The following is a 19,713-nucleotide window of genomic DNA, read 5'->3' on the forward strand; positions in this document are numbered from 1 at the left end:
GATGCTCCATACAAATATTGTGTTTGGAACAGAGGTACTGCAGGCACCGAAAAAACGGAAATAAAGCTAAATCATTTCCGCGTCAGACTATGTTTCAAAGCCTGACGCGGGTAGATCGTGACTAGAAATCCAAATGTTCGACGTTCAGCGCGTTGTTTTGGATAAATTCGCGCCGTGGCTCGACCACATCACCCATCAGCTTGGTGAACAGATCATCCGCTTCGGCGACATCTTCGACCTTTACTTGCAACAATGTGCGCGCGTCAGGGTCCAGTGTCGTCTCCCAAAGTTGATCTGGGTTCATTTCGCCCAAGCCTTTGTAGCGTTGCAGTGAAAGACCTTTTTCGCCTTCCTCCAAAATCGCTTTCAACAGATCAAGCGGGCCGTGAATCAATTGGCTGCGATCTTTACGGACAAGTGTTGCAGGCAAGTCGTAGACCTCTTGCAAGCTTTGGGTAAAGCTGCCGGTTTTGCGGGCTTCGCCCGACCGTAGCATACCGCCATCCAGCGTGCGGACTTCTTCGACCCCGCGCAAAATACGGGCCAAACGCATGCCTTTGTCTTGGGTAATACGTCCCTGCCAGCCCCGTTCCCATTCAAGCGCGATCAGGTTCAGACGCGCGGCGACGCGGTCGGCCGTACCCTGCAGGTCGCTTTCGACGACGCCCGGCACAAAGGCACCTGCGATGGCCGCTTGTTCGAGAATATGGCGTGGGTAATGCGTCGGGAATGCATCCAAAACGCGTTTCATCTGACGAGCAAGATCAACCACACGGCGCAGGTCGGCACCCGCAATTTCTTCGCCGTTGCCTTGGCGCAGCATGGCGCCATCGATACCCTGTTCGATCAGGTATTCATCCATGGCGGCCTGATCTTTAAGATACACTTCGGACTTCCCGCGTGAAACCTTATAAAGCGGCGGTTGCGCAATATACAGGTACCCACCTTCGATCAGTTCGGGCATTTGACGGAAGAAGAACGTGAGCAAAAGAGTCCGAATATGCGCGCCATCAACGTCAGCATCGGTCATAATGATGACCTTGTGGTAACGTAACTTGTCGATGTTAAATTCGTCGCGACCAATGCCTGTCCCCAGCGCCATGACCAATGTGCCGATTTCTTGAGAATTCAACATCCGGTCAAAACGCGCACGTTCGACGTTCAGGATTTTACCTTTCAACGGCAAAATCGCCTGTGTTTGACGGTCGCGCCCTGTTTGAGCAGACCCACCAGCAGAATCACCCTCCACGAGGAAAACTTCGGTTTTGGATGGGTCTTTTTCAGAGCAATCCTTCAGCTTAGAGGCATTGAAATTCACATCCATCGCCGATTTGCGCCGAATTTCACGGGCCTTACGGGCTGCTTCGCGCGCGGCAGCAGCTTCGACGATTTTGCTAATGATCGATTTGGCGATCGCAGGGTTTTCCTCAAACCATTCGTTCAGTTTCTCACCCATCAGGTTTTCAACCGCGGGGCGGACCTCAGAGCTGACCAACTTATCTTTGGTTTGGCTTGAGAATTTTGGATCAGGTACTTTGACAGACAGCACACAGGTCAAACCTTCACGCGCGTCATCGCCGGTTAGCGAGACTTTCTCTTTCTTGGAAATGCCGGTTTCCGTTGCATATTTCGAAATCGCACGGGTCAAGGCCCCACGGAAGCCAGCCAAATGCGTGCCGCCATCGCGCTGTGGAATGTTGTTCGTAAACGGCAGCACCATTTCATTGTAGCTGTCATTCCACCACATCGCGACCTCAACCCCGATGTCATCGCGTTCCCCGGTCACATAGATCGGTTCTTCCATCAAAGGCGTTTTCGACCGATCGAGGTATTTCACAAATTCTTTGACGCCCCCGTCATAGAATAGGTCCGCCTTCAACGGCTCAGCGGGGCGTAAATCCTGCAAAATGATCCGCACGCCCGAATTCAAGAATGCGAGTTCACGCAGGCGTTTTTCAAGAATGTTAAATTCAAAATCACGGTTACTGAAAGTTTCGGTCGAGGCAAGGAATGTAACCTCGGTGCCTTTGCGCCCGTCGGCCTCGCCCATGACTTTCAAGTGTTCGGTGGTGAAACCACCCTCAAAACGGGCGTAATGTTCTTTGCCGTCCCGCCAGATGCGCAGTTCAAGGAAATCAGACAGGGCATTCACAACCGACACGCCAACACCGTGCAAACCGCCAGAAACCTTATAGGAATTGCTGTCGAATTTACCGCCCGCGTGAAGCTGAGTCATGATTACTTCGGCGGCAGAGACGCCTTCTTCTTCGTGGATACCCACGGGGATCCCGCGGCCGTTGTCGCCAACGGTGACCGACCCATCAGCGTTAATATTCACATAAACATGATCGGCATGACCGGCCAAAGCCTCATCAATTCCGTTGTCCACGACCTCGTACACCATATGGTGCAAGCCAGAGCCGTCATCCGTGTCCCCGATGTACATACCAGGGCGCTTACGAACCGCCTCTAAGCCTTTGAGAACCTTAATCGAATCGGCGCCGTAGTCATCTGGTTTTTTGGTGTCGTCGACCATATGCATTTTCCCGTGTCACTATGCGCAAAATATATGCGATTTACACATGGTTGTCACGCAACTGACACAAGATTTTGTGGTTTTTAGCCGATCATTGGTTACCGCAAATGTGGCGCAAAAAAGAGTGACTGTCGTTGGCCTAAATTTGCGCCTAGGTCAGCGCAATAACGCAGCCAACGCCGATCAAAAGCCAGCCCGCGATCAGGTTCATCCGCCGCACGGCGACAGGTGATTTTAGCAACCCGCGCACCTTGTCCACACTAAGCCCAAGGATCAGGTTGCCCATCAACGGCACGACAAAGCTTAGCGTGCAGATCGCCACGATATCTAGCACTGCCATCTGCGTCAGATCAAAGAACCCCGGCAAGATACCCATGTAAAACAGCGCCGCCTTCGGGTTCCCTATGATCACGGCCAATCCAGCAACGAACCCCGCCCACATGCCGGGGCGGGTCAAGCGGCTGTTGCTCGACAGGGACTTATCCGCCGATCGGATCAAGAGAACGCCCATCAACAAAAACACGACGACTGCGACCCAGCGCAGCACATCCATGAACCATGTAAATTCCGACACCAGCCAGCTTACGCCCAATACGGCAACCAGCGGCCACAGGATATCGCCAATTGCTACGCCCATGGCCAGCGGCCAGGCGGCTTGGAACCCGCCTGACATCGACCGGGCCAAAAGCGCGACCCACACCGGGCCGGGTGTCAAAAACAGCACGAATAGCGCGCCTGCGTACAGCAGCAGATCATAGGCTGAGACGGTCATTCTGCAGGCAAAGTCAGGCTGCCGTCGGAATTCAGTGGCCAAAATGGGTTATATGCAACTTCCCAGACGTGCCCGTCAGGATCCGCATAATACCCTGAATACCCGCCCCAAAATACCTTTTCCGGGGATTTCAGTGCCGTTGCGCCTGCGTCCAGCGCGGCGGCGTAAGCTGAATCGACCTCGCCTTCGGATTCAAAGCTTTGCGCAAGCGTCATCGCACCTGTCCCAAGAGTGGCGCCTGATCGCCCCTGATCTTCGGCCAGTGAATCTAGGCCGAAGAACCCCAAAACCATGCCGTTAATCTGATAGAAAACAACGGTTTCAGTTTCCGAGGTTGGTTCCCACCCCAGCGCCGCATAAAAAGCCTTGGCGCGGGTTAAATCGGCGACACCTAAAGTAATCAAGGTCACGCGCTGCGGTGTCATTGGCTTTCCTTTCGGGTCAGGGTCGATTGCCCTTCGACTTCGGTCACTTCGGCATATTGGGCACGATCGCCCAGTTCCGCAAATAATTCTTCCCCGGTGCCCGTCATAAATGCCTGCGCACCAAGATTGCAGATTTCATCATAAAGTGCTGCGCGACGTGTGGCGTCAAGATGGGCTGCGACCTCATCAAGCAACAAAATCGGCGGTGCGCCAAAATCATCCGACAGCGCACGACAGTTGGCCAAAATGAGACTGATCAACAATGCCTTTTGTTCGCCCGTCGAGCAGTCCTTTGCATCAACACCTTTGTCAGCAAACACTGCTTGCAAGTCAGCGCGGTGCGGTCCAACCAACGTGCGTCCGGCGGCCATGTCGCGGTTGCGATTGTCGGCAAGCATCGCGCGCATATCTTCAGCGATCGGGTCCGGGGTGGTCAGGGTTAGTGTCGCCGTAGGAAAAGCAGTTGTTGCGGCGTCTTGCGCTCTGGACAAGGCCACGATCGTGCGTTCCCGGTTTGCTTGGATCACGGCGCCCGCCTCAGCCATTTGCGATTCAAGCGCGGTGTACCAATGCGCGTCGCGCACCATGTCTTTGAGCAATCGATTCCGTTCACGCATGGATTTTTCATACGACAAAACTGCCTCGGCGTGATGCGGTTCAAAACTGAGCGTCGCGCGGTCCAAAAACCGTCGTCGCCCATCGGCCCCTTCGATCCAAAGCCGATCCATCGCGGGCACCAGCCAAAGTATACGCGCGACCCGGCCAAGCGCGACTTGCGGTGCAGATTTCCCGTCGATGCGAAGCTGACGTGCTGCGCCAGCCTCGGCCCACGTTTCAAGCTCATGCGTTTGTTGCAGTGATTGCAAATTCGCCGTGATTTTCCACCCCAATGCTTCAGGGCGGCGGGTCAAATCATCTGTCGCAGCCCGGCGCAAACCACGCCCCGGCGACAAAAGCGACAAGGCTTCAATCAGGTTAGTTTTGCCCGCACCGTTGGGCCCAAACAGTGCAAGCGGACGCGGATCAAGGTCAAGCACAACCCGTTTATGCGACCGAAAGTGCGAAAGCACCACCTGAGAGAAAGAAAGGCCTGTCATATCTGTCGGCAAAGGTTTTGCACAAACCTTTGAGCAAAAATTCTACGAATTTTCAGGCCCGTCAAACCCGCATCGGCATGACAACATAAACTGCTGACATATCATTGCCTTCGCGCATCAAAGTCGGATCACCCGATGAATTGAACATGAACACCGCGTTTTCGCGATCTACTTGGCTGGCAATTTCCAACAGATATTTCGCGTTAAACCCAATTTCTAACCGCTCATCGCCGTAGGCTACGGCCAGTTCTTCTTCGGCGGCGCCGCTATCTGGCGCATTCACGGATAGAATCAAACGGTCTTCGTCCAGCGATAGTTTTACCGCACGCGACCGTTCAGACGACACCGTTGCAACGCGGTCGACGGCTTTCGCAAATTCGCTTGCGTCAACTTCCATCCGGCGTGTGTTGCCTTGCGGAATGACACGTGTGTAATCGGGGAAAGTTCCGTCGATTACCTTTGAAATCAATGTGATGTCTGGTGTGGCGAAACGAATCTTGGTTTCAGAGACCGACACCGCGATTTTCATTTCGTCGTCGTCCAGCAGCTTACGCAGCTCACCCACGGTTTTACGTGGGACAATAACCCCAGCCATTTCGGCGGCCCCTTCGGGCAGTTCAGCATCGATCCGCGCCAAACGGTGGCCATCGGTCGCCACGCAGCGCAGCACCTTGCCGCCATCGCTTTCGGCGACATGCATGTAAACGCCGTTCAGGTAATACCGCGTTTCTTCGGTCGAGATCGCGAATTTCGATTTATCGAACAAACGACGCAGCACAGGCGCAGGCGCTGCAAAATTCGCCGCGTATTCCGATGTCGCCATCACTGGGAAATCTTCTTTGGGCAATGTCGCGAGCGAGAAATTCGACCGCCCTGCTTCGATTGTAAGACGCCCGGATGCACCATCTTCTGTCAATGACACCAGTGCGCCATCGGGCAGTTTGCGGACAATTTCGTTCAACGTAACCGCCGACACTGTGGTCGCACCGGGGCGTTCCACCACGGCGGGGGCACGATCGACAACTTCGATATCAAGGTCGGTTGCGCGGAACTGCACCTCGGCGCCTTCGGCCTCGATCAGCACGTTGGCGAGGATCGGGATTGTGTTGCGCCGCTCAACAACAGATTGGGCCTGTGCAACCGCCTTTAGCAAGGCTGCGCGTTCGATGCTAAATTTCATGTCCCAATGCTCCGCATATCTTGGTGGCTTGGCCGCCGGGACGGGAAATGTACTGCATTTCCCCGGCGGCTCAAGTACTTTTATTTGACTGTTAACGATGGGCGCAGCCGCGTCAAGCGAGGTTACTCCTCGAGAGCGCGCCGCAGTAGTTCAAGGTCATCCGCGATTTGGCTATCGGTGACTTTCAGTTCTTCGATCCGCTTTACGCCGTGCATGACAGTTGTGTGGTCACGGCCACCAAAACGGCGCCCGATTTCGGGCAGTGACCGGCTGGTCATACGCTTGGCCAAGAACATCGCAATCTGACGTGGGCGGGCATAGTTGCGCACGCGTTTTGGACCAATCATATCTGACAGGCGGATGTTGTAATGCTCGGAAACCTTACGCTGGATTTCTTCAACGGTAACCTTGCGATCAGAGGCTTTAAGCACATCCGATAGGCAATCTTGCGTCAATTCCAACGTGATTTCACGCCCCACAAGCGAGGCAAACGCGAACAGGCGGGTCAGCGCACCTTCCAGCACACGGACGTTGGTTGAAATACGGTGCGCAAGGAATTCCAAAACACCCGGTACGATTTCAAGATCCGGGTACTGCGCCGCGTATACATCAACCTTCGACTGTAGGATACCCAAACGCAGTTCGTAATCAGTTGGATGTAAATCAACAACCAAGCCACATTGCAGGCGTGATTTAATCCGCTCTTCTAGGTCTTTGATTTCACCGGGCGCGCGATCAGCAGAAATGATGATCTGCTTTTGGCCGTCAACCAGCGCGTTGAAGGTGTGAAAAAACTCTTCTTGGGTGCTGTCTTTTCCGCCGATGAACTGCACATCATCAACCATCAGCACGTCAACGGATCGGAACAGCTGTTTGAAGTCCATCATTTTACGTTCGCGTAAAGCAGTAATGAAACGGTACATGAACTGTTCTGCCGACAGGTACAGCACATTCAGTTCGGGCGAACGCTGTTTTAGTTCGTGCGCAATGGCATGCATCAGGTGGGTTTTCCCAAGCCCGACGCCGCCGTATAAAAACAAGGGGTTAAACGTTACGGGACCACCATCAGCCACACGGCGCGCGGCCGCATGGGCCAATTCATTGGGCTTACCGACGACAAAAGTGTCAAACGTAAACCGCTGGTCAAGCGGCGCGCCAGAAATGTCAGCGGTCGCCGTGGGTTTTGGCGCAGGGGCGGCTTTGGGCGCTGCCGCAGCAGGTGCGTTTTTCGCAGGCACCGCGAATTCGAGCCGCCGAACAGAGGCACCCGTCTGGTTCATATGATAGATAATCTGGTCGCCGAAATTTTGCGAAACATAGTTGCCAATGAAATTTGTTGGCACGTGAAAAGTCATTACGCCGGCTGAAATACCTGAAAAGGCAAGCGGTTCAATCCAGCTCGAAAAATTATTCACCCCAAGTGCCGTCTTTAAGGTTGATTGTACTTTTGCCCAAGTTTCGTTCGTCATCTTAAATATATGTCCCCACACACATGTCTCCATCTTTGGGGCATTCGCCCCAAACGACCCACATATTTCAAAAGACAAAAGATCACCTGTGCTTAAGCGTGTCCCCACTTAAACAAGTCTCGTTTGTCAAATTCATAGGCCTGGGCGCTTACGTGCCAAGCAAAATTGGCAGCAAGACGCCTGAGCGGCAGACAAGGCAACATAACCGACAAGATCACCAAAGAGCAGCCTTTGATAACCGTGCAGATCTGCGTTGTAAGCGGCAGCTACAAAGAATGATGTAGCACCCGCCAGCGCAGCATGAGATTTCGTGACAGTTTAATATAATGCAGAAAAATAAAGCTATTCTGCACCAAGATGCTGCCAATCCCTCATGTCCCCCCGGAACGATGTGAATCGCTCAGCTAAACTAGCAAGCTCTTCGCGGAGGCTTCAACACAACATCGTCCTTGACTCTAAGATTGCGTGAAAAGAATCTATCTGCCCGCGAAATCGGAGAAATTCAGCGCAAAAACACAACACTTGCGCAAAAAAGACGCGCCCTGTTACGGACGCGTCTTTTAGCAATAATCCGCTAAGGCAGTGTAGAATCAGGCGACTTAGGCGATGGCCTTCACACGAGCGGCCAAGCGCGAAATTTTGCGCGCGGCTGTGTTTTTGTGAACGACGCCTTTTGTAACACCGCGCATCAGTTCTGGCTGTGCTGCCTTCAGTGCTGCGGCAGCAGCGTCTTTGTCGCCAGAAGCAATCGCTTCTTCAACAAAACGCAAGTATGTGCGGATACGTGAACGGCGCATTTTGTTGACCGCAAAACGTGCTTCGTTCTGACGGGCGCGTTTTTTCGCTTGTGGTGTATTTGCCATGTGGTCTTTCCCTTCGTCGGGTCAAATTAAAATTCAATAGCGCAATAAGCCCCGACCGGGTTCAGAACCGGTTGTTCTGGCCAAAGCGGGCCTCACACGCATGTACGCCGCAGCGCATAGGCCACTTTCATCAACAATGCAACGCCAATTTACAGATCAATATACGCGCTTTGAATAGTCCTGATACAATTCCTCTAGCTCTTCTATTTTGTGCAGCTTCACAGCCAGCAAATGATAGAGCGCGGCCCGATCTTAGATGTTTGTTGTCTCGCCCGCCGACACGGCGTCCAAGATTCTACGAATATCAGACCAGACTTGCGCGATATCATCAAGCGAGGCGGCAATTTCAGGTGTCGGCGCTGGGCGCAGGCCAAGCTCAGGTAGCCCGTTGGTTAAACCTGCCATGCTCGCTTCAAAATGACCAATCGTTTTACGCAAATCCGCGACCATTTCTTCGTTGCCCTCTCCTGCCCATGTCCGGCAAGATTCATATGCAATACGCTGGGTAAACATCGCCATGCGCCCGGACACTTCGAGATTAAGCATATCCGATTGAAGCAGTTCGACCGGGTTGGAATATTCCGCCTCGATTTCCACCAATAGATGGTAGGTCGCATCCAGCATTGGGTCAGCTGACGCATAGACCAGCATCGCCGCGTCAAGATCGCGAGGGTCGTTCAATACGCTTATGGCAGCCTCATGAATGGGCTCCCATACGTGGACCAACTCATTAATTTCACGCACAACCCGCGGCAAGCGCTCTGCGCCGATAATGCCAAGGTTCTCATTCCCATCGCGCAAAGCGACAATCGCAAGATCAAAATGCGCAACGCTGGCGTTGAGCAAGTCGCTTGCCTCTTCGACATCCACATCATGCGAAAGGTAGCAAACAGCGGCGGGTATCTCTTGTGAAAGAGTCCGCAAAAGATCTGCCGCGACAACCCTGTTCGCCGCGCCATGGTCCGTGATAATGTTACTTTGTTCAACCTGTACAAAGTGATCCAGAAATTGATCGGCGCTGGCATCACCTGTCTGCAAAAAAACTGACAATGCGACCGAAGCCACCGACAGAATCGGCACCCCAAAATATGACATGTCTTCCCTCTCCTAAAACCTCAACGAATCAAACCAATGAATGCGCTCGATTCGATTATAATTTTATGGCTTAGGTTGAAAACATCACCAGCAAGGCAATCATGGGTTTAATTCGAACTTTAGCGGTCGCGGAATTGGGGTTCACGCTTTTCAAGAAAAGCAGCCATACCTTCGGACTGGTCTTCTGTCGCGAACAACGACTGAAACAACCGCCGTTCATAACTTAAACCTTCAGCCAAGGTCGTTTCATAAGCTCGATCCACGGCTTCCTTGGCAGCGATCACCGCAATTTGGGACTTCTCCGCGATTTTCTCGGCGGTCGCGCGTGTTTCCGCCATTAATTTTTTTGCAGGAACCACGCGGCTGACAAGCCCGCTGCTTTCTGCCTCTTGCGCATCCATAAAGCGGCCCGTCAGATGCATCTCCATCGATTTCGCCTTGCCGACAAAGCGGGTCAACCGTTGCGTCCCGCCAAGACCAGCAACAACCCCAAGGTTAATTTCAGGTTGGCCAAATTTTGCGTTATCTGCTGCAATAATGAAATCACACATCATGGCCAATTCGCAGCCCCCGCCCAGCGCATATCCAGCAACGGCGGCAATGATCGGTTTGCGGGTATTGTTAAAACGGGTGGTTTCGCTTTCGAAAAACCGCGTGCTGTACATATCAACAAACGTCTTATCAGCCATTTCGGCAACGTCGGCGCCGGCGGCAAATGCCTTTTCCGACCCAGCAATGATGATGCAACGCACCTTGTCGTTTGCGTCGGCCTGTTCCAGCGCCGTGCAGAGTTCGCGCAACAACGGCCCGTTCAGGGCATTCATCGCATTGGGGCGGTTCAATGTGATCGTCGCAATTGAATCGCTAATGTCGACAATGATTTTTTCAAAGGCCATGCTTGTGCTTTCTGTAACCACGAATTGTCTTAGTGCTTAGCAAAGGGGAGAAACGGCGCAAGTTATCTTTGGCATTGCGGGCAAAAGAAAGATGAGCGTCCCGACTGTACGATTCGCTGGATTGTCTTTTGACATCCGGGTGTTACGCATGTTTTTCCTTCTTGTCCGTAAACCCGAAAAACATGTTGAAAATATCCCAACTCACCATCTGATTGCCGAAAATCCCGCAATGAGGACCCACCTGCAGCGATCGCTTCTTCTAGCACTTCACGGATCAACGGCACCAAAGTCGCAATCCGCTTTGCGCTGATTTGTCCAGCTTTACGCTTGGGGTGGATGCCCGCGCGAAACAAGACCTCGCACACATAAATATTCCCCAACCCAGCAACAATGGTTTGGTCAAGCAGTGCAGTTTTGATCGGGGTGTTCTTCCCCTTCAACCGACCCATCAGATATGTTTCGTTAAATGCATTGCCCAACGGTTCCGGGCCAATATCGCGCATGAGCCAATGATCATCTTGGGTCGCCGTGTCCAACAGGTCCATCGCCCCAAAACGACGCGCATCGTTAAATGTAACCCGCGCACCGTTCTCCATATGCAGCACAACATGGTCATGTTTGGCGGGCACGGGGTGCGGGTGATGGAATTCACCGACCTTTACGCCGGACACCAACATGCGCCCCGACATGCCCAAGTGAATAAGCAACGTTTCACCGCTATCCAAATCCACCAGAATATATTTTGATCGCCGCCTTAGGCCCAAAACACGGGTATCTTTCAACCGCGCCGCCATATTTTCAGGAAACGGCCAGCGCAGATCAGGGCGGTTCACATCCGCGGCCACGATCATTTGGCCTTCCATCGCAGGGGAAATCCCTGCTTTGACGGTTTCCACTTCGGGCAGTTCAGGCATTATGACTCACAGTTCTTTTCGATTTGTGCGTGCGCATATGTCAAGAAAGGGCGAATGCCGACAAGGTATTTCATGACCTCGGCTTTCTTTCCATCTGCCGTGCGCACAATATATGCATAGTGGCCATTATCGCGTAGCGACACCACATCGTGCCATACAAAATCAACCTCGCGAAAGAACCAATCTTTGTGAATAACGCCGTACTGATCGTACCGAAGTTCATACAGGTTCGTATACAGCAGACTATAGGCGACGATCACACTCACCCCAACTTTTAGGTAGGGAATATCGGGCACATAATCTGCGCCGCCTAGCCACACCATCCACAAGAGTGCCCCGCTTACCCCGAGGCTGATCAGCCGCAAACCGATTGTCGGACGCAAAACCGTTTCATTTAGCGACTGCTGCGGCGCGGCATTTTTTCCAACACCCGCGATGAGACTTATATCTGTGGGCAGATTACTCAATTGTGTCTTGGCAAGCCGCGTTTGCGCAACCTCGCGCCCATCGCTGTCACGCACATTGGTAAAACCATTCACCCGTTTTTTGAAACGGAACCACAAGTAATAGCCCCCGCAAAGCACCGCCAACCAGAAAATGATCCCAAAAACACTAAAAAATGCGCCAAGCATGTTTGTTCGGTCCCCCGTGGCAGATTGACAGTTTGTCTATTGCCTCAACTGCGTATAACCCATTTGGGACAGTATTCGGGCGAAAGATTGACATGACCGACAAGCCAGAGACAACCACCCACTTTGGGTTTGAAACCGTGCCAGAAGGCGACAAAGCAGGCCGCGTGCAGGGCGTGTTTTCCTCCGTGGCCAGCAAGTATGACATTATGAATGATGTCATGTCCGTGGGCATTCACCGGGTTTGGAAAGATGCGATGATGGATTGGTTGGCTCCGCGTCCCGGCCAACGGCTGCTAGATGTGGCGGGTGGAACGGGCGATATTTCGTTCCGCTTCTTGAAACGCGCTGGGCATGGGCATTCGACCGTGCTCGATATTACCGAATCTATGCTGGTCGAGGGCCGCAAACGCGCCGAAGCCGAACGCATGTCAGACAGCCTTGACTGGGTTGTCGGCGACGCGATGGCCCTGCCTTTTGATGACAACACATTCGACGTTTACACCATCAGCTTTGGCATTCGCAACGTGACCCGCCCCCAAGAAGCGCTGAACGAAGCCTACCGAGTGCTCAAACCCGGCGGACGTTTGATGGTTCTGGAATTCAGCCAACTGCCGAATCCGATGATGCAGGCCGCATATGACGCCTATTCGTTTAACGTCATCCCGCGCATGGGGCAGCTGATTGCGGGCGACCGTGATAGTTACCAATATCTCGTCGAATCGATCCGCAACTTCCCTGACCAAGACACATTCTTGGGGATGCTACGCACTGCGGGCTTTGGAAATGCGAAATATCGCAACCTATCGCTGGGCATTGCGGCGCTGCATTCGGGCTGGAAACTTTAATATGCGCGGGCCTCACAACATTATCCGCCTGATCAGAACGGGTGCGACGTTTGAACGAACGGGCGCGATGAAGGTTGTTCTGGACGCATTAGACGCGGGACCGGTTCTGCGTATCGCGTTGCGTGCACTTGTCTGGCCTGTCCAGTGGCTCGGGTATGAAGGCGACAAGTCGATGCCCCCAGCAACGCGGGCGCTGACGGCACTTGGTCCTGCCTATATAAAGTTCGGTCAGGTTCTTTCGACCCGGCCAGATGTCGTCGGCGACGACATGGCGCAACAACTACGGGTCTTGCAGGACCAGCTTCCGCCGTTTTCAATGGCTGCGGCCAAGGCCGCGATCCAAAGTGAACTGGGCGCATCAACCGATGATCTGTTCACCACATTTTCGGAACCCGTCGCCGCCGCATCATTGGCCCAAGTCCACAAAGCACATTTGGCAGACACCGGCGAAGCCGTCGCCGTAAAAGTCCTGCGTCCCGGCATCGAAAAAGCGTTTCGCAAAGACATCGACGCCTTCTACTTTGCGGCCCGCGCGATTGAGTTTCTTTCACCATCATCCCGCCGACTACGCCCCATAGATGTGGTCACCCATTTCGAAGGTATCGTGATGGGCGAACTGGATTTGCGGTTGGAAAGCTCTGCCGCGGCAGAGTTCGCGACCAACACCGAAGGTGACGCAGGCTTTCAAGTGCCGCGAATCCGGTGGCACCTGTCCAGCCGACGTGTGATGACGCTTGATTGGGCAGAGGGCGGGAGTATTGGCGATAATGCAGCGCTTGACGCCGCCGGCCTTGACCGCAGTGTTCTTGCCACACGGGTGCTGCAGTTGTTTCTGAACCAAGCATTGCGCGACGGTTTTTTCCACGGCGACATGCATCAAGGCAATCTAAAAGTCGCTGCGAACGGCGATATCATTGCCTATGATTTTGGGATCATGGGGCGGATTGATGAATACACCCGCCGGGTCTACGCCGAGATCCTTTTTGGGTTCATTCGCAAGGATTATCAGCGCGTTGCCGAAGTCCACTTCGAAGCGGGCTATGTTCCGGCGGACCAAGATGTCGACGAATTTGCCCGTGCGTTGCGCGCTGTGGGCGAGCCGATATTTGGAATGGATGCCAGCCATATTTCTATGGCCCGCTTATTGAATTATCTCTTTGAAGTGACCGAACGTTTCGGCATGGAAACCCGTACCGAATTGATTTTGCTACAAAGAACCATGGTTGTTGTTGAAGGTGTCGCGAGGTCGCTTGATCCACATATGAACATTTGGCAAGATGCTAAACCCGTTGTCGAAAACTACATAAAGCAAAGCATTGGACCAAAGGCATTGCTGCGTGATCTCGGCAAAACCATGATGATCTTGTCTCGGTTCGGGCCGCAATTGCCCCGTATCGCCGAAGAGACCCTGATCCGCCGCAACAATCCAACACCACCTCTTCAGCAAAACACTATCGCCGATGGCATAAAGTGGATGCTTCTTGGTGCTGGGTTAGTAGCGCTTGGTGTATGGATCAGTGCGGTTCTTTAGGCCTCCGGATCGCGCAATGCACTGACTTGTGATGTTGCAACCGCGACATCACCTTCTAGGATCAATATCGTCTCGCCTGCCTGCGCACGTACTTCGGTGACGGTACTATACACCTCCACCGCGTCTTGGGTCAGGATTTCGCCATCAAGTGAGCTCGTCAGTTCGAAAGAATAAAGCCCATCCGCGAATGGGTAGCCGCCTGTATCCACACCCGCCCATTCAATTGGATCAGCACTAATCGGAACCTCAAAACGCTGCACCTCAACCCCCAATTCATTGCGCACGACAACTTCGGCATGATCAGCGAGCGCCGCAGGGTTCGGTGACAATGTGACGGGTTGGCCATCAAAATATGCAGGTGTCGCGGCGCGCGCCTCTTTGCCGACCCAGGCAGCCATATCGGCAAGCCCGCCTGACGTTAACTGCACGCTAAGCGCTTTAAGCAGATCATTTGTCATCACCGCCTGCTCAAGCCCCGAAAATGTTGCAAGCTGTGTCGCATAATCGGTTGAATCGACCGGATTGAGCGGGTCCTGGTTTTGCATTTGCACCGTCAACATATTGAGAAACATTTCAAAATCCGCGCTGATACCTGTTGTCGTCGCGGGAGACGACGTGGTCGTTGTCGCAGTGGTCTGAGTTGTATCGGTTACTTCCATGGAAGACTCCTATAGTTTGATGTCCAAACCGCTTATGCTTACGATCTGTATTTCTTGTTGAATTAAGACCTCGTCGGCCTCGTCGGCTTGATCATATGCACCTTCAGTAGCGCTCTGGTGTGACTGCGATGCATTTTCACGCTGCCCAAAGGAAAATGAGATGTCATTGTAACCAAGTTCCCGAAACTCTTGGCTCAGCGTCTCAATATGCTTGCGCAGAAGGTCCGCTGTTTCTTGGCGCTCTGCGGAGATGGTCAATGTAATGGCCGTATCGATCACGGACATTGTCATCCGTACGCGCCCCAGCTCTTCGGGGTTAAGTGAAATTTCTGTAGGACGGCCCGACCGCTCTGTCACCGCAACAGCAATCTGCGATGCCACGTGACGGGCCGTATCGACCTGCGCTGTCGTCGCCGGTTGGCTGACAAGCGCTTGGGTCTGCAAGACGCGATCCGCCTGCGCGACAAACAATGGTTCAATTTCTGCAGGCACCGCGGGGCCATATGCAGCGAGCGTCTCTCTTTGAAATGCAGCAACAATAGGTGCTGTCGTTGCGGAAGGAACCACGCGTGAGACATGGTCTTTATGCGAAGCTGGGGCCAGCTCCTGCAATTGCGGCCTTGGTACAGATCGGCCTTGATCCACAGCGGTCGATTTCGGACCCAGCCCAGGTGTGATTTGCGCTATTTTTGACGTGTCTTGATCGACCCTGTACACTGTTTTTTGAACACCCAGCCGGTCATTTAGCGATGCTTTTGACATATCAAAACGATCATCACGCACCATCTTTAACCTATCTCGAGTATCAGTTTGCAGCCCAATCACGGTTTGTGGAATGTCCCGAACTTTGTGCGGCCCCGATTGCTCTGGCGAAGGTGTTCGTTGTCTTTCAAGAACGAGCCGTTCATGTTTCTCAGGTACCTCAATCGGCGGGACCTTTACGGTGGTGCTGTCTCGCGAAAATGGTTTATTTCCTATGGACGCAGAACTGGCAGCAGACTTGACCTCAACTTGTTGTCCTTCATCGCGCCCCATGTTTGGCGGCACCGGATGCGCCACCACTCCCAATATTTCACCAAACGGAACATCATCATCCTGATCTCGGCTGATCTCGGCCGCGTCAGGCTCAACGGCAACCTCGGCCTGTTCCGTGCCCTCAGCACCTTCGCCCGCCGCAAGCCCATCTAGCAAATCGGCAAACCTCGCCCCCCCTTCGGCAACCGATAGGGTTTCGCCATGGGTTGGGGTCAGCGCACTGGTATTGGCCGCGTCTGGCTGCAAGAAGGGTATCATCGGCGCTCCGGTTGAATTTATGGACCCACTCTTTTTCTCTGGAAATACTTACTGATTGTTTACGGATCACTGGCAAAGTGAAAAAAATTTGACGGAGAACCCGATGACAACCACCCCAGTGTTACCTGCCCCCCGCTCAGCGCCGACCTTGCCTGACTACATACAAAACGATGCGAAACTGCGTGAGGCCGCGCAGCAACTTGAGGTATCGTTTTTGGCAGAAATGCTAAAGTCCACTGGGCTTGGCACCCAAGTCAGCGCGTTCGGAGGCGGTGCTGGAGAGGAACACTTTGGATCGTTCCTGCGCGAATCTCAGGCGAATGAGATGGTGAAATCAGGGGGAATCGGCCTTGCCGAGGCTCTATTCGAGGCAATGAAAGCAAAATGGCATGCATGACTCTGTTGTCACATCACTTTTTACGACACTTGAGGCGGAACGTTCCGCGCTCCTATCAGGAAAATTCCACCTGCTCCTTGCGCTCGAAGAAACAAAATCAGCGCAGTTTCAAGACCTCGAAAACCGGAAGCCCACGACAGAAAACCTGCAAGCGATTCGCCTCGGGCTCACTGAAAATCAGCGTTTGTTTGCTGCTGCAATTGCTGGGATTAAATCTGCGCGAAACCGCATTGACGCGCTGCAGAACGTGCGTACAGGGCTGCATGTCTATGATGAATTCGGGGCAATGGCGATCGTTGCAGTGCAACAACCTGCAATCGAAAAGAAGGCTTAAATTGGATCAAATTTTCAGCTTTTGAACAACTGGCGTTAACGCATTGTTTATAGAAGTTTGGTCACTTAGCGACACCGCCAAAACGGCTAACTGCCCACCCAATACGGCGCAGCAAATATCGTCAGAATGACGTTTCATTCCGTGGAATATCCGCGGTTTCCTGAACAAACCCGGCGCAAAAGCGCCCATCAAATAGGACCATGAAACATGGCTACTTTCCACGCCCCGCCGTGGTGGCCACCACCACCAACAACCTTTTTGCGTTTAATAATCACCGGAGCATTTGAATTTGCACCCATTTCGCCACCTCATAGTTCACCCAATACCATCGATAGCGGTAGGGGTATGAAGGCAGGTTTAACGATTGGCTTTATGACAAATTGAGCGGGTTTAGTGATCAGCGACCTCTTGTTCGAACAGAACACTGCCTTTGGGGACAAACGGCGCACCAAGATGCGTATCTATCTCAGCACGAATGGCATCTAACGCATCCCGCGCGGCCAAAAACGCACGTGTCAGCGCAACAAAGGGGACACCAAATTCGCCACGTTCATCGCAGGCGCGCAAATCCTCTTCAAGCGCTTGCAGATCTCGCCGCGCCGCATAGAGCCGCCCCCAGATACGCCCAAGTTCGTCATCGCGCGGCAATATCCGGTCGGCCAAGCGATCAAGCAGCGCTTTTTGCCTTGCGGTCACAGAGTGGTGCTGTTCATGCGCCCCAGTTTCTAGGCGCAATTGCAGCACCACGATCCGATCAAGCAGATCGGCGGCCGCCAAAGGGACAAGTATATCGTTCATGCCAAACTTTCTCATTCGCCTCAACGCTACGGTGAAAACCTTTCCGGAATGTGTTCAAAAGCCCGCTCAATGGCCAAAGCCCACCGGTGAAACCAACCTTGGATGCGAATAAAAGTCAAAAGAGGCACCGTACGGTGCCCCAATTAAACCGCTTGATCGCGCGCGTGGTCTGTGTCTGAACACACGGCGCGGTCCAAAACGCGCTGTAGTGCTGCGCCGCGCGCAAAGTCAGGGCTTACCTGCGTTTGGGATCGGATTGCATCAATAAAACGGGTGTAATTGGACGCAACTGCGCGCAATGACACATCAGTCCAAGCTGCAGTGAGCATGTCGCCACCGATGCAGGACCGCAATGTGCTAATCTCATTTTCGAACTGCACCTCAAGCCCGCCATCGGTCCCAAACAAGCGCAACCGCAGGTCGTTGATATGACCGCTGGCAAACCGGCTGGCGTGGATCACGCCGATTGCGCCGTTTTCAAGCGCGACTTGCATTGTCATACTGTCGTTGGCATCAAGCGGGTACGCGCCAATCTGATTGCTCGCAGCCTTTTCAAATGTCTTGAGCCGACAGGACACGCGCGCCGTATCTGACCCGGCGGCAAATGTCGCGAAATCCAAAATATGTACACCAACATCACCCAAGACGCCCATCGACCCGTGCTGCATGGACAGCCGCCAGAGCCATTGGTCCTCGACCCGCCAGTCGCCCCATGCGGGTTGGGTCAGCCAGCTTTGTAGATAAGAGGCCTCAAAATGACGCACAGCCCCGATTTTACCCGCTGCGACCATTTCTGCCGCCTGCATCAGCGCGGGCACATTACGGTAGGTGAGATTGACCATATTCACCACGCCGGCAGCCTGTGCCGCGCGCGCCATTTCTTCGGCATCACCGGCGTTTACCGCTAGCGGTTTCTCGCAAAGTACATGTTTTCCTGCGGCAAGGAACGGCATGGTCGTGACGTGGTGAATGGCATCGGGCGTGACGTTTGACACCGCATCAAATTCACTCCATGCGAGCGCCTCTTGGATATCATCAAACGCATGGGTAATCCCATGTTTAGCGTTAAATGCATGCAGGTTTTGCGCATTCGGATCAACACCCGCGACGACCTCTACCCCATCCATCGCGGCATAGCTTTCGGCATGCTGGTTCGCCATGCCACCAGTGCCAATGATCAATACACGGATCACTTGAAACCCTCTTCGCCGTCTTGATGCAAACGCGGTCCGCGTTCGGTGATCGGTTCCAGCGCTTGATCAACAGGCACGTTGGGGGCGTCATTCACTTGGGCAATGCGCGGGGCCGGATTATGTGCCCAGCGCACGGCATTGTGCAAAACGCGCTGCACATTTGGGTCGTGATAGGTGGGGTAGGTTTCATGCCCCGGACGGAAATAGAAAACATTCCCCGCGCCACGCTTGTAGGTCAGCCCCGAACGGAACACCTCGCCGCCTTGGAACCAACTGATAAACACGGTTTCAAGCGGTTCAGGCACGCCAAAAGGTTCGCCGTACATTTCTTCGTTCTCAAGCTCGAAATGATCGGGTAGCCCCGCTGCAATCGGATGATTGCGCGAGGTCACCCATAGCCGTTCACGTTCGCCCGCCTCACGCCACGTCAGGTTGCAGGGCGTGCCCATAAGGCGTTTAAAAATCTTGGCAAAATGCGCGGAATGCAACAAAATAAGCCCCATACCCGCATTCACATGGTCAGCGACACGTTCGACAACCTCGTCAGACACATCACCATGCGCGGCGTGGCCCCACCAAAGCAACACATCCGTTTGGCCAAGCCTTTCTTCGTGCAGCCCATGTTCAGGGTCTTGTAGCGTCGCGGTTTCAGCCTGAACCCCATCGCCGTTTAGCGCGGCAGCAATCGCACTGTGCATCCCGTCGGGATAGATGTCGGACACCACTTTATTGGTTTTCTCATGGACGTTCTCGCCCCATACTACCACACGAATTGTCATCGGCG

20 protein-coding genes and 1 pseudogene are annotated in these 19,713 nt (G+C 53.5%); 4 read left to right on the forward strand and 17 right to left on the reverse strand.

Features of this window, described 5'->3' with window-relative positions; all coding sequences use genetic code 11:
• Positions 1 to 121 precede the first annotated feature (121 nt).
• From gyrB to DS901_RS09910, 11 genes are all read right to left on the reverse strand, one after another.
• On the reverse strand, positions 122 to 2,536 hold the full coding sequence (gene gyrB / locus DS901_RS09860; protein WP_113776847.1) for a DNA topoisomerase (ATP-hydrolyzing) subunit B: 2,415 nt from the start codon (positions 2,534 to 2,536) through the stop codon (positions 122 to 124).
• Between the two features lie 151 nt (positions 2,537 to 2,687).
• Positions 2,688 to 3,308, reverse strand: a complete 621-nt coding sequence (locus DS901_RS09865) for a LysE family translocator (protein ID WP_113776776.1) — start codon at positions 3,306 to 3,308, stop codon at positions 2,688 to 2,690.
• Positions 3,305 to 3,733 (reverse strand): VOC family protein, encoded by a 429-nt coding sequence (locus tag DS901_RS09870; RefSeq protein WP_113776777.1) that lies wholly within the window; start codon positions 3,731 to 3,733, stop codon positions 3,305 to 3,307. The genes DS901_RS09865 and DS901_RS09870 overlap by 4 nt, the downstream gene beginning before the upstream one ends.
• Positions 3,730 to 4,830 carry a DNA replication/repair protein RecF gene (gene recF, locus DS901_RS09875; protein ID WP_113776778.1) on the reverse strand — a complete coding sequence of 367 codons (1,101 nt, stop codon included), beginning with the start codon at positions 4,828 to 4,830 and terminating at the stop codon, positions 3,730 to 3,732. Before recF ends, DS901_RS09870 begins: the two co-directional genes overlap by 4 nt.
• A gap of 61 nt (positions 4,831 to 4,891) precedes the next feature.
• On the reverse strand, positions 4,892 to 6,010 hold the full coding sequence (gene dnaN / locus DS901_RS09880; RefSeq protein ID WP_113776779.1) for a DNA polymerase III subunit beta: 1,119 nt from the start codon (positions 6,008 to 6,010) through the stop codon (positions 4,892 to 4,894).
• A gap of 122 nt (positions 6,011 to 6,132) precedes the next feature.
• Complete coding sequence (gene dnaA / locus DS901_RS09885) at positions 6,133 to 7,479, reverse strand: chromosomal replication initiator protein DnaA (protein WP_113776780.1); 1,347 nt, start codon at positions 7,477 to 7,479, stop codon at positions 6,133 to 6,135.
• A 599-nt stretch (positions 7,480 to 8,078) separates the two neighbouring features.
• Complete coding sequence (rpsT, locus tag DS901_RS09890) at positions 8,079 to 8,342, reverse strand: 30S ribosomal protein S20 (protein WP_113776781.1); 264 nt, start codon at positions 8,340 to 8,342, stop codon at positions 8,079 to 8,081.
• A 252-nt stretch (positions 8,343 to 8,594) separates the two neighbouring features.
• Positions 8,595 to 9,437, reverse strand: a complete 843-nt coding sequence (locus tag DS901_RS09895) for a type IV pili methyl-accepting chemotaxis transducer N-terminal domain-containing protein (protein ID WP_113776782.1) — start codon at positions 9,435 to 9,437, stop codon at positions 8,595 to 8,597.
• Between the two features lie 119 nt (positions 9,438 to 9,556).
• Positions 9,557 to 10,333: an enoyl-CoA hydratase gene (locus tag DS901_RS09900; protein WP_113776783.1), complete on the reverse strand. Its 777-nt coding sequence runs from the start codon at positions 10,331 to 10,333 to the stop codon at positions 9,557 to 9,559.
• A gap of 62 nt (positions 10,334 to 10,395) precedes the next feature.
• Positions 10,396 to 11,247, reverse strand: coding sequence for a bifunctional DNA-formamidopyrimidine glycosylase/DNA-(apurinic or apyrimidinic site) lyase (mutM, locus tag DS901_RS09905; protein WP_113776784.1), 852 nt, complete (start codon positions 11,245 to 11,247; stop codon positions 10,396 to 10,398).
• The gene (locus tag DS901_RS09910) at positions 11,247 to 11,879 is read right to left on the reverse strand and encodes a hypothetical protein (RefSeq protein ID WP_113776785.1); all 633 of its coding nucleotides are present in this window, start codon (positions 11,877 to 11,879) and stop codon (positions 11,247 to 11,249) included. Before DS901_RS09910 ends, mutM begins: the two co-directional genes overlap by 1 nt.
• A 92-nt stretch (positions 11,880 to 11,971) precedes the next feature.
• Here DS901_RS09910 and ubiE point away from each other — a divergent pair, with 92 nt between their 5' ends.
• Complete coding sequence (gene ubiE / locus DS901_RS09915) at positions 11,972 to 12,724, forward strand: bifunctional demethylmenaquinone methyltransferase/2-methoxy-6-polyprenyl-1,4-benzoquinol methylase UbiE (RefSeq protein WP_113776786.1); 753 nt, start codon at positions 11,972 to 11,974, stop codon at positions 12,722 to 12,724.
• A 1-nt stretch (position 12,725) separates the two neighbouring features.
• Positions 12,726 to 14,255 carry a 2-polyprenylphenol 6-hydroxylase gene (gene ubiB, locus DS901_RS09920; RefSeq protein ID WP_113776787.1) on the forward strand — a complete coding sequence of 510 codons (1,530 nt, stop codon included), beginning with the start codon at positions 12,726 to 12,728 and terminating at the stop codon, positions 14,253 to 14,255.
• Here ubiB and DS901_RS09925 read toward each other — a convergent pair.
• Together DS901_RS09925 and fliK are read right to left on the reverse strand one after the other, a co-directional pair.
• On the reverse strand, positions 14,252 to 14,914 hold the full coding sequence (locus DS901_RS09925) for a flagellar hook capping FlgD N-terminal domain-containing protein (RefSeq protein WP_113776788.1): 663 nt from the start codon (positions 14,912 to 14,914) through the stop codon (positions 14,252 to 14,254). The genes ubiB and DS901_RS09925 overlap by 4 nt on opposite strands.
• A gap of 9 nt (positions 14,915 to 14,923) precedes the next feature.
• Positions 14,924 to 16,207 carry a flagellar hook-length control protein FliK gene (fliK, locus tag DS901_RS09930; RefSeq protein ID WP_113776789.1) on the reverse strand — a complete coding sequence of 428 codons (1,284 nt, stop codon included), beginning with the start codon at positions 16,205 to 16,207 and terminating at the stop codon, positions 14,924 to 14,926.
• Positions 16,208 to 16,310: 103 nt separating this feature from the next.
• On the opposite strand from fliK, the gene DS901_RS09935 reads away from it, so the two are divergent.
• Positions 16,311 to 16,604 carry a rod-binding protein gene (locus tag DS901_RS09935; RefSeq protein WP_113776790.1) on the forward strand — a complete coding sequence of 98 codons (294 nt, stop codon included), beginning with the start codon at positions 16,311 to 16,313 and terminating at the stop codon, positions 16,602 to 16,604.
• Positions 16,597 to 16,938 carry a flagellar protein FlgN gene (locus DS901_RS09940; RefSeq protein ID WP_113776791.1) on the forward strand — a complete coding sequence of 114 codons (342 nt, stop codon included), beginning with the start codon at positions 16,597 to 16,599 and terminating at the stop codon, positions 16,936 to 16,938. The genes DS901_RS09935 and DS901_RS09940 overlap by 8 nt, the downstream gene beginning before the upstream one ends.
• A gap of 209 nt (positions 16,939 to 17,147) precedes the next feature.
• Here the strand turns inward: DS901_RS09940 and DS901_RS18980 are convergent.
• The 4 genes and pseudogenes from DS901_RS18980 to DS901_RS09960 form a co-directional block, all read right to left on the reverse strand.
• A pseudogene (locus DS901_RS18980) lies at positions 17,148 to 17,237 on the reverse strand (chemotaxis protein MotB); the annotation flags it as partial.
• A 91-nt stretch (positions 17,238 to 17,328) separates the two neighbouring features.
• Complete coding sequence (locus DS901_RS09950; RefSeq protein ID WP_113776792.1) at positions 17,329 to 17,736, reverse strand: hypothetical protein; 408 nt, start codon at positions 17,734 to 17,736, stop codon at positions 17,329 to 17,331.
• A 143-nt stretch (positions 17,737 to 17,879) separates the two neighbouring features.
• Complete coding sequence (locus DS901_RS09955; protein ID WP_220150230.1) at positions 17,880 to 18,929, reverse strand: Gfo/Idh/MocA family protein; 1,050 nt, start codon at positions 18,927 to 18,929, stop codon at positions 17,880 to 17,882.
• The gene (locus tag DS901_RS09960) at positions 18,926 to 19,708 is read right to left on the reverse strand and encodes a ThuA domain-containing protein (RefSeq protein ID WP_113776793.1); all 783 of its coding nucleotides are present in this window, start codon (positions 19,706 to 19,708) and stop codon (positions 18,926 to 18,928) included. The genes DS901_RS09955 and DS901_RS09960 overlap by 4 nt, the downstream gene beginning before the upstream one ends.
• Positions 19,709 to 19,713: the final 5 nt, after the last annotated feature.

It is taken from the genome of Loktanella sp. D2R18 (genome assembly GCF_003318235.1).
GTDB lineage: Bacteria > Pseudomonadota > Alphaproteobacteria > Rhodobacterales > Rhodobacteraceae > Yoonia.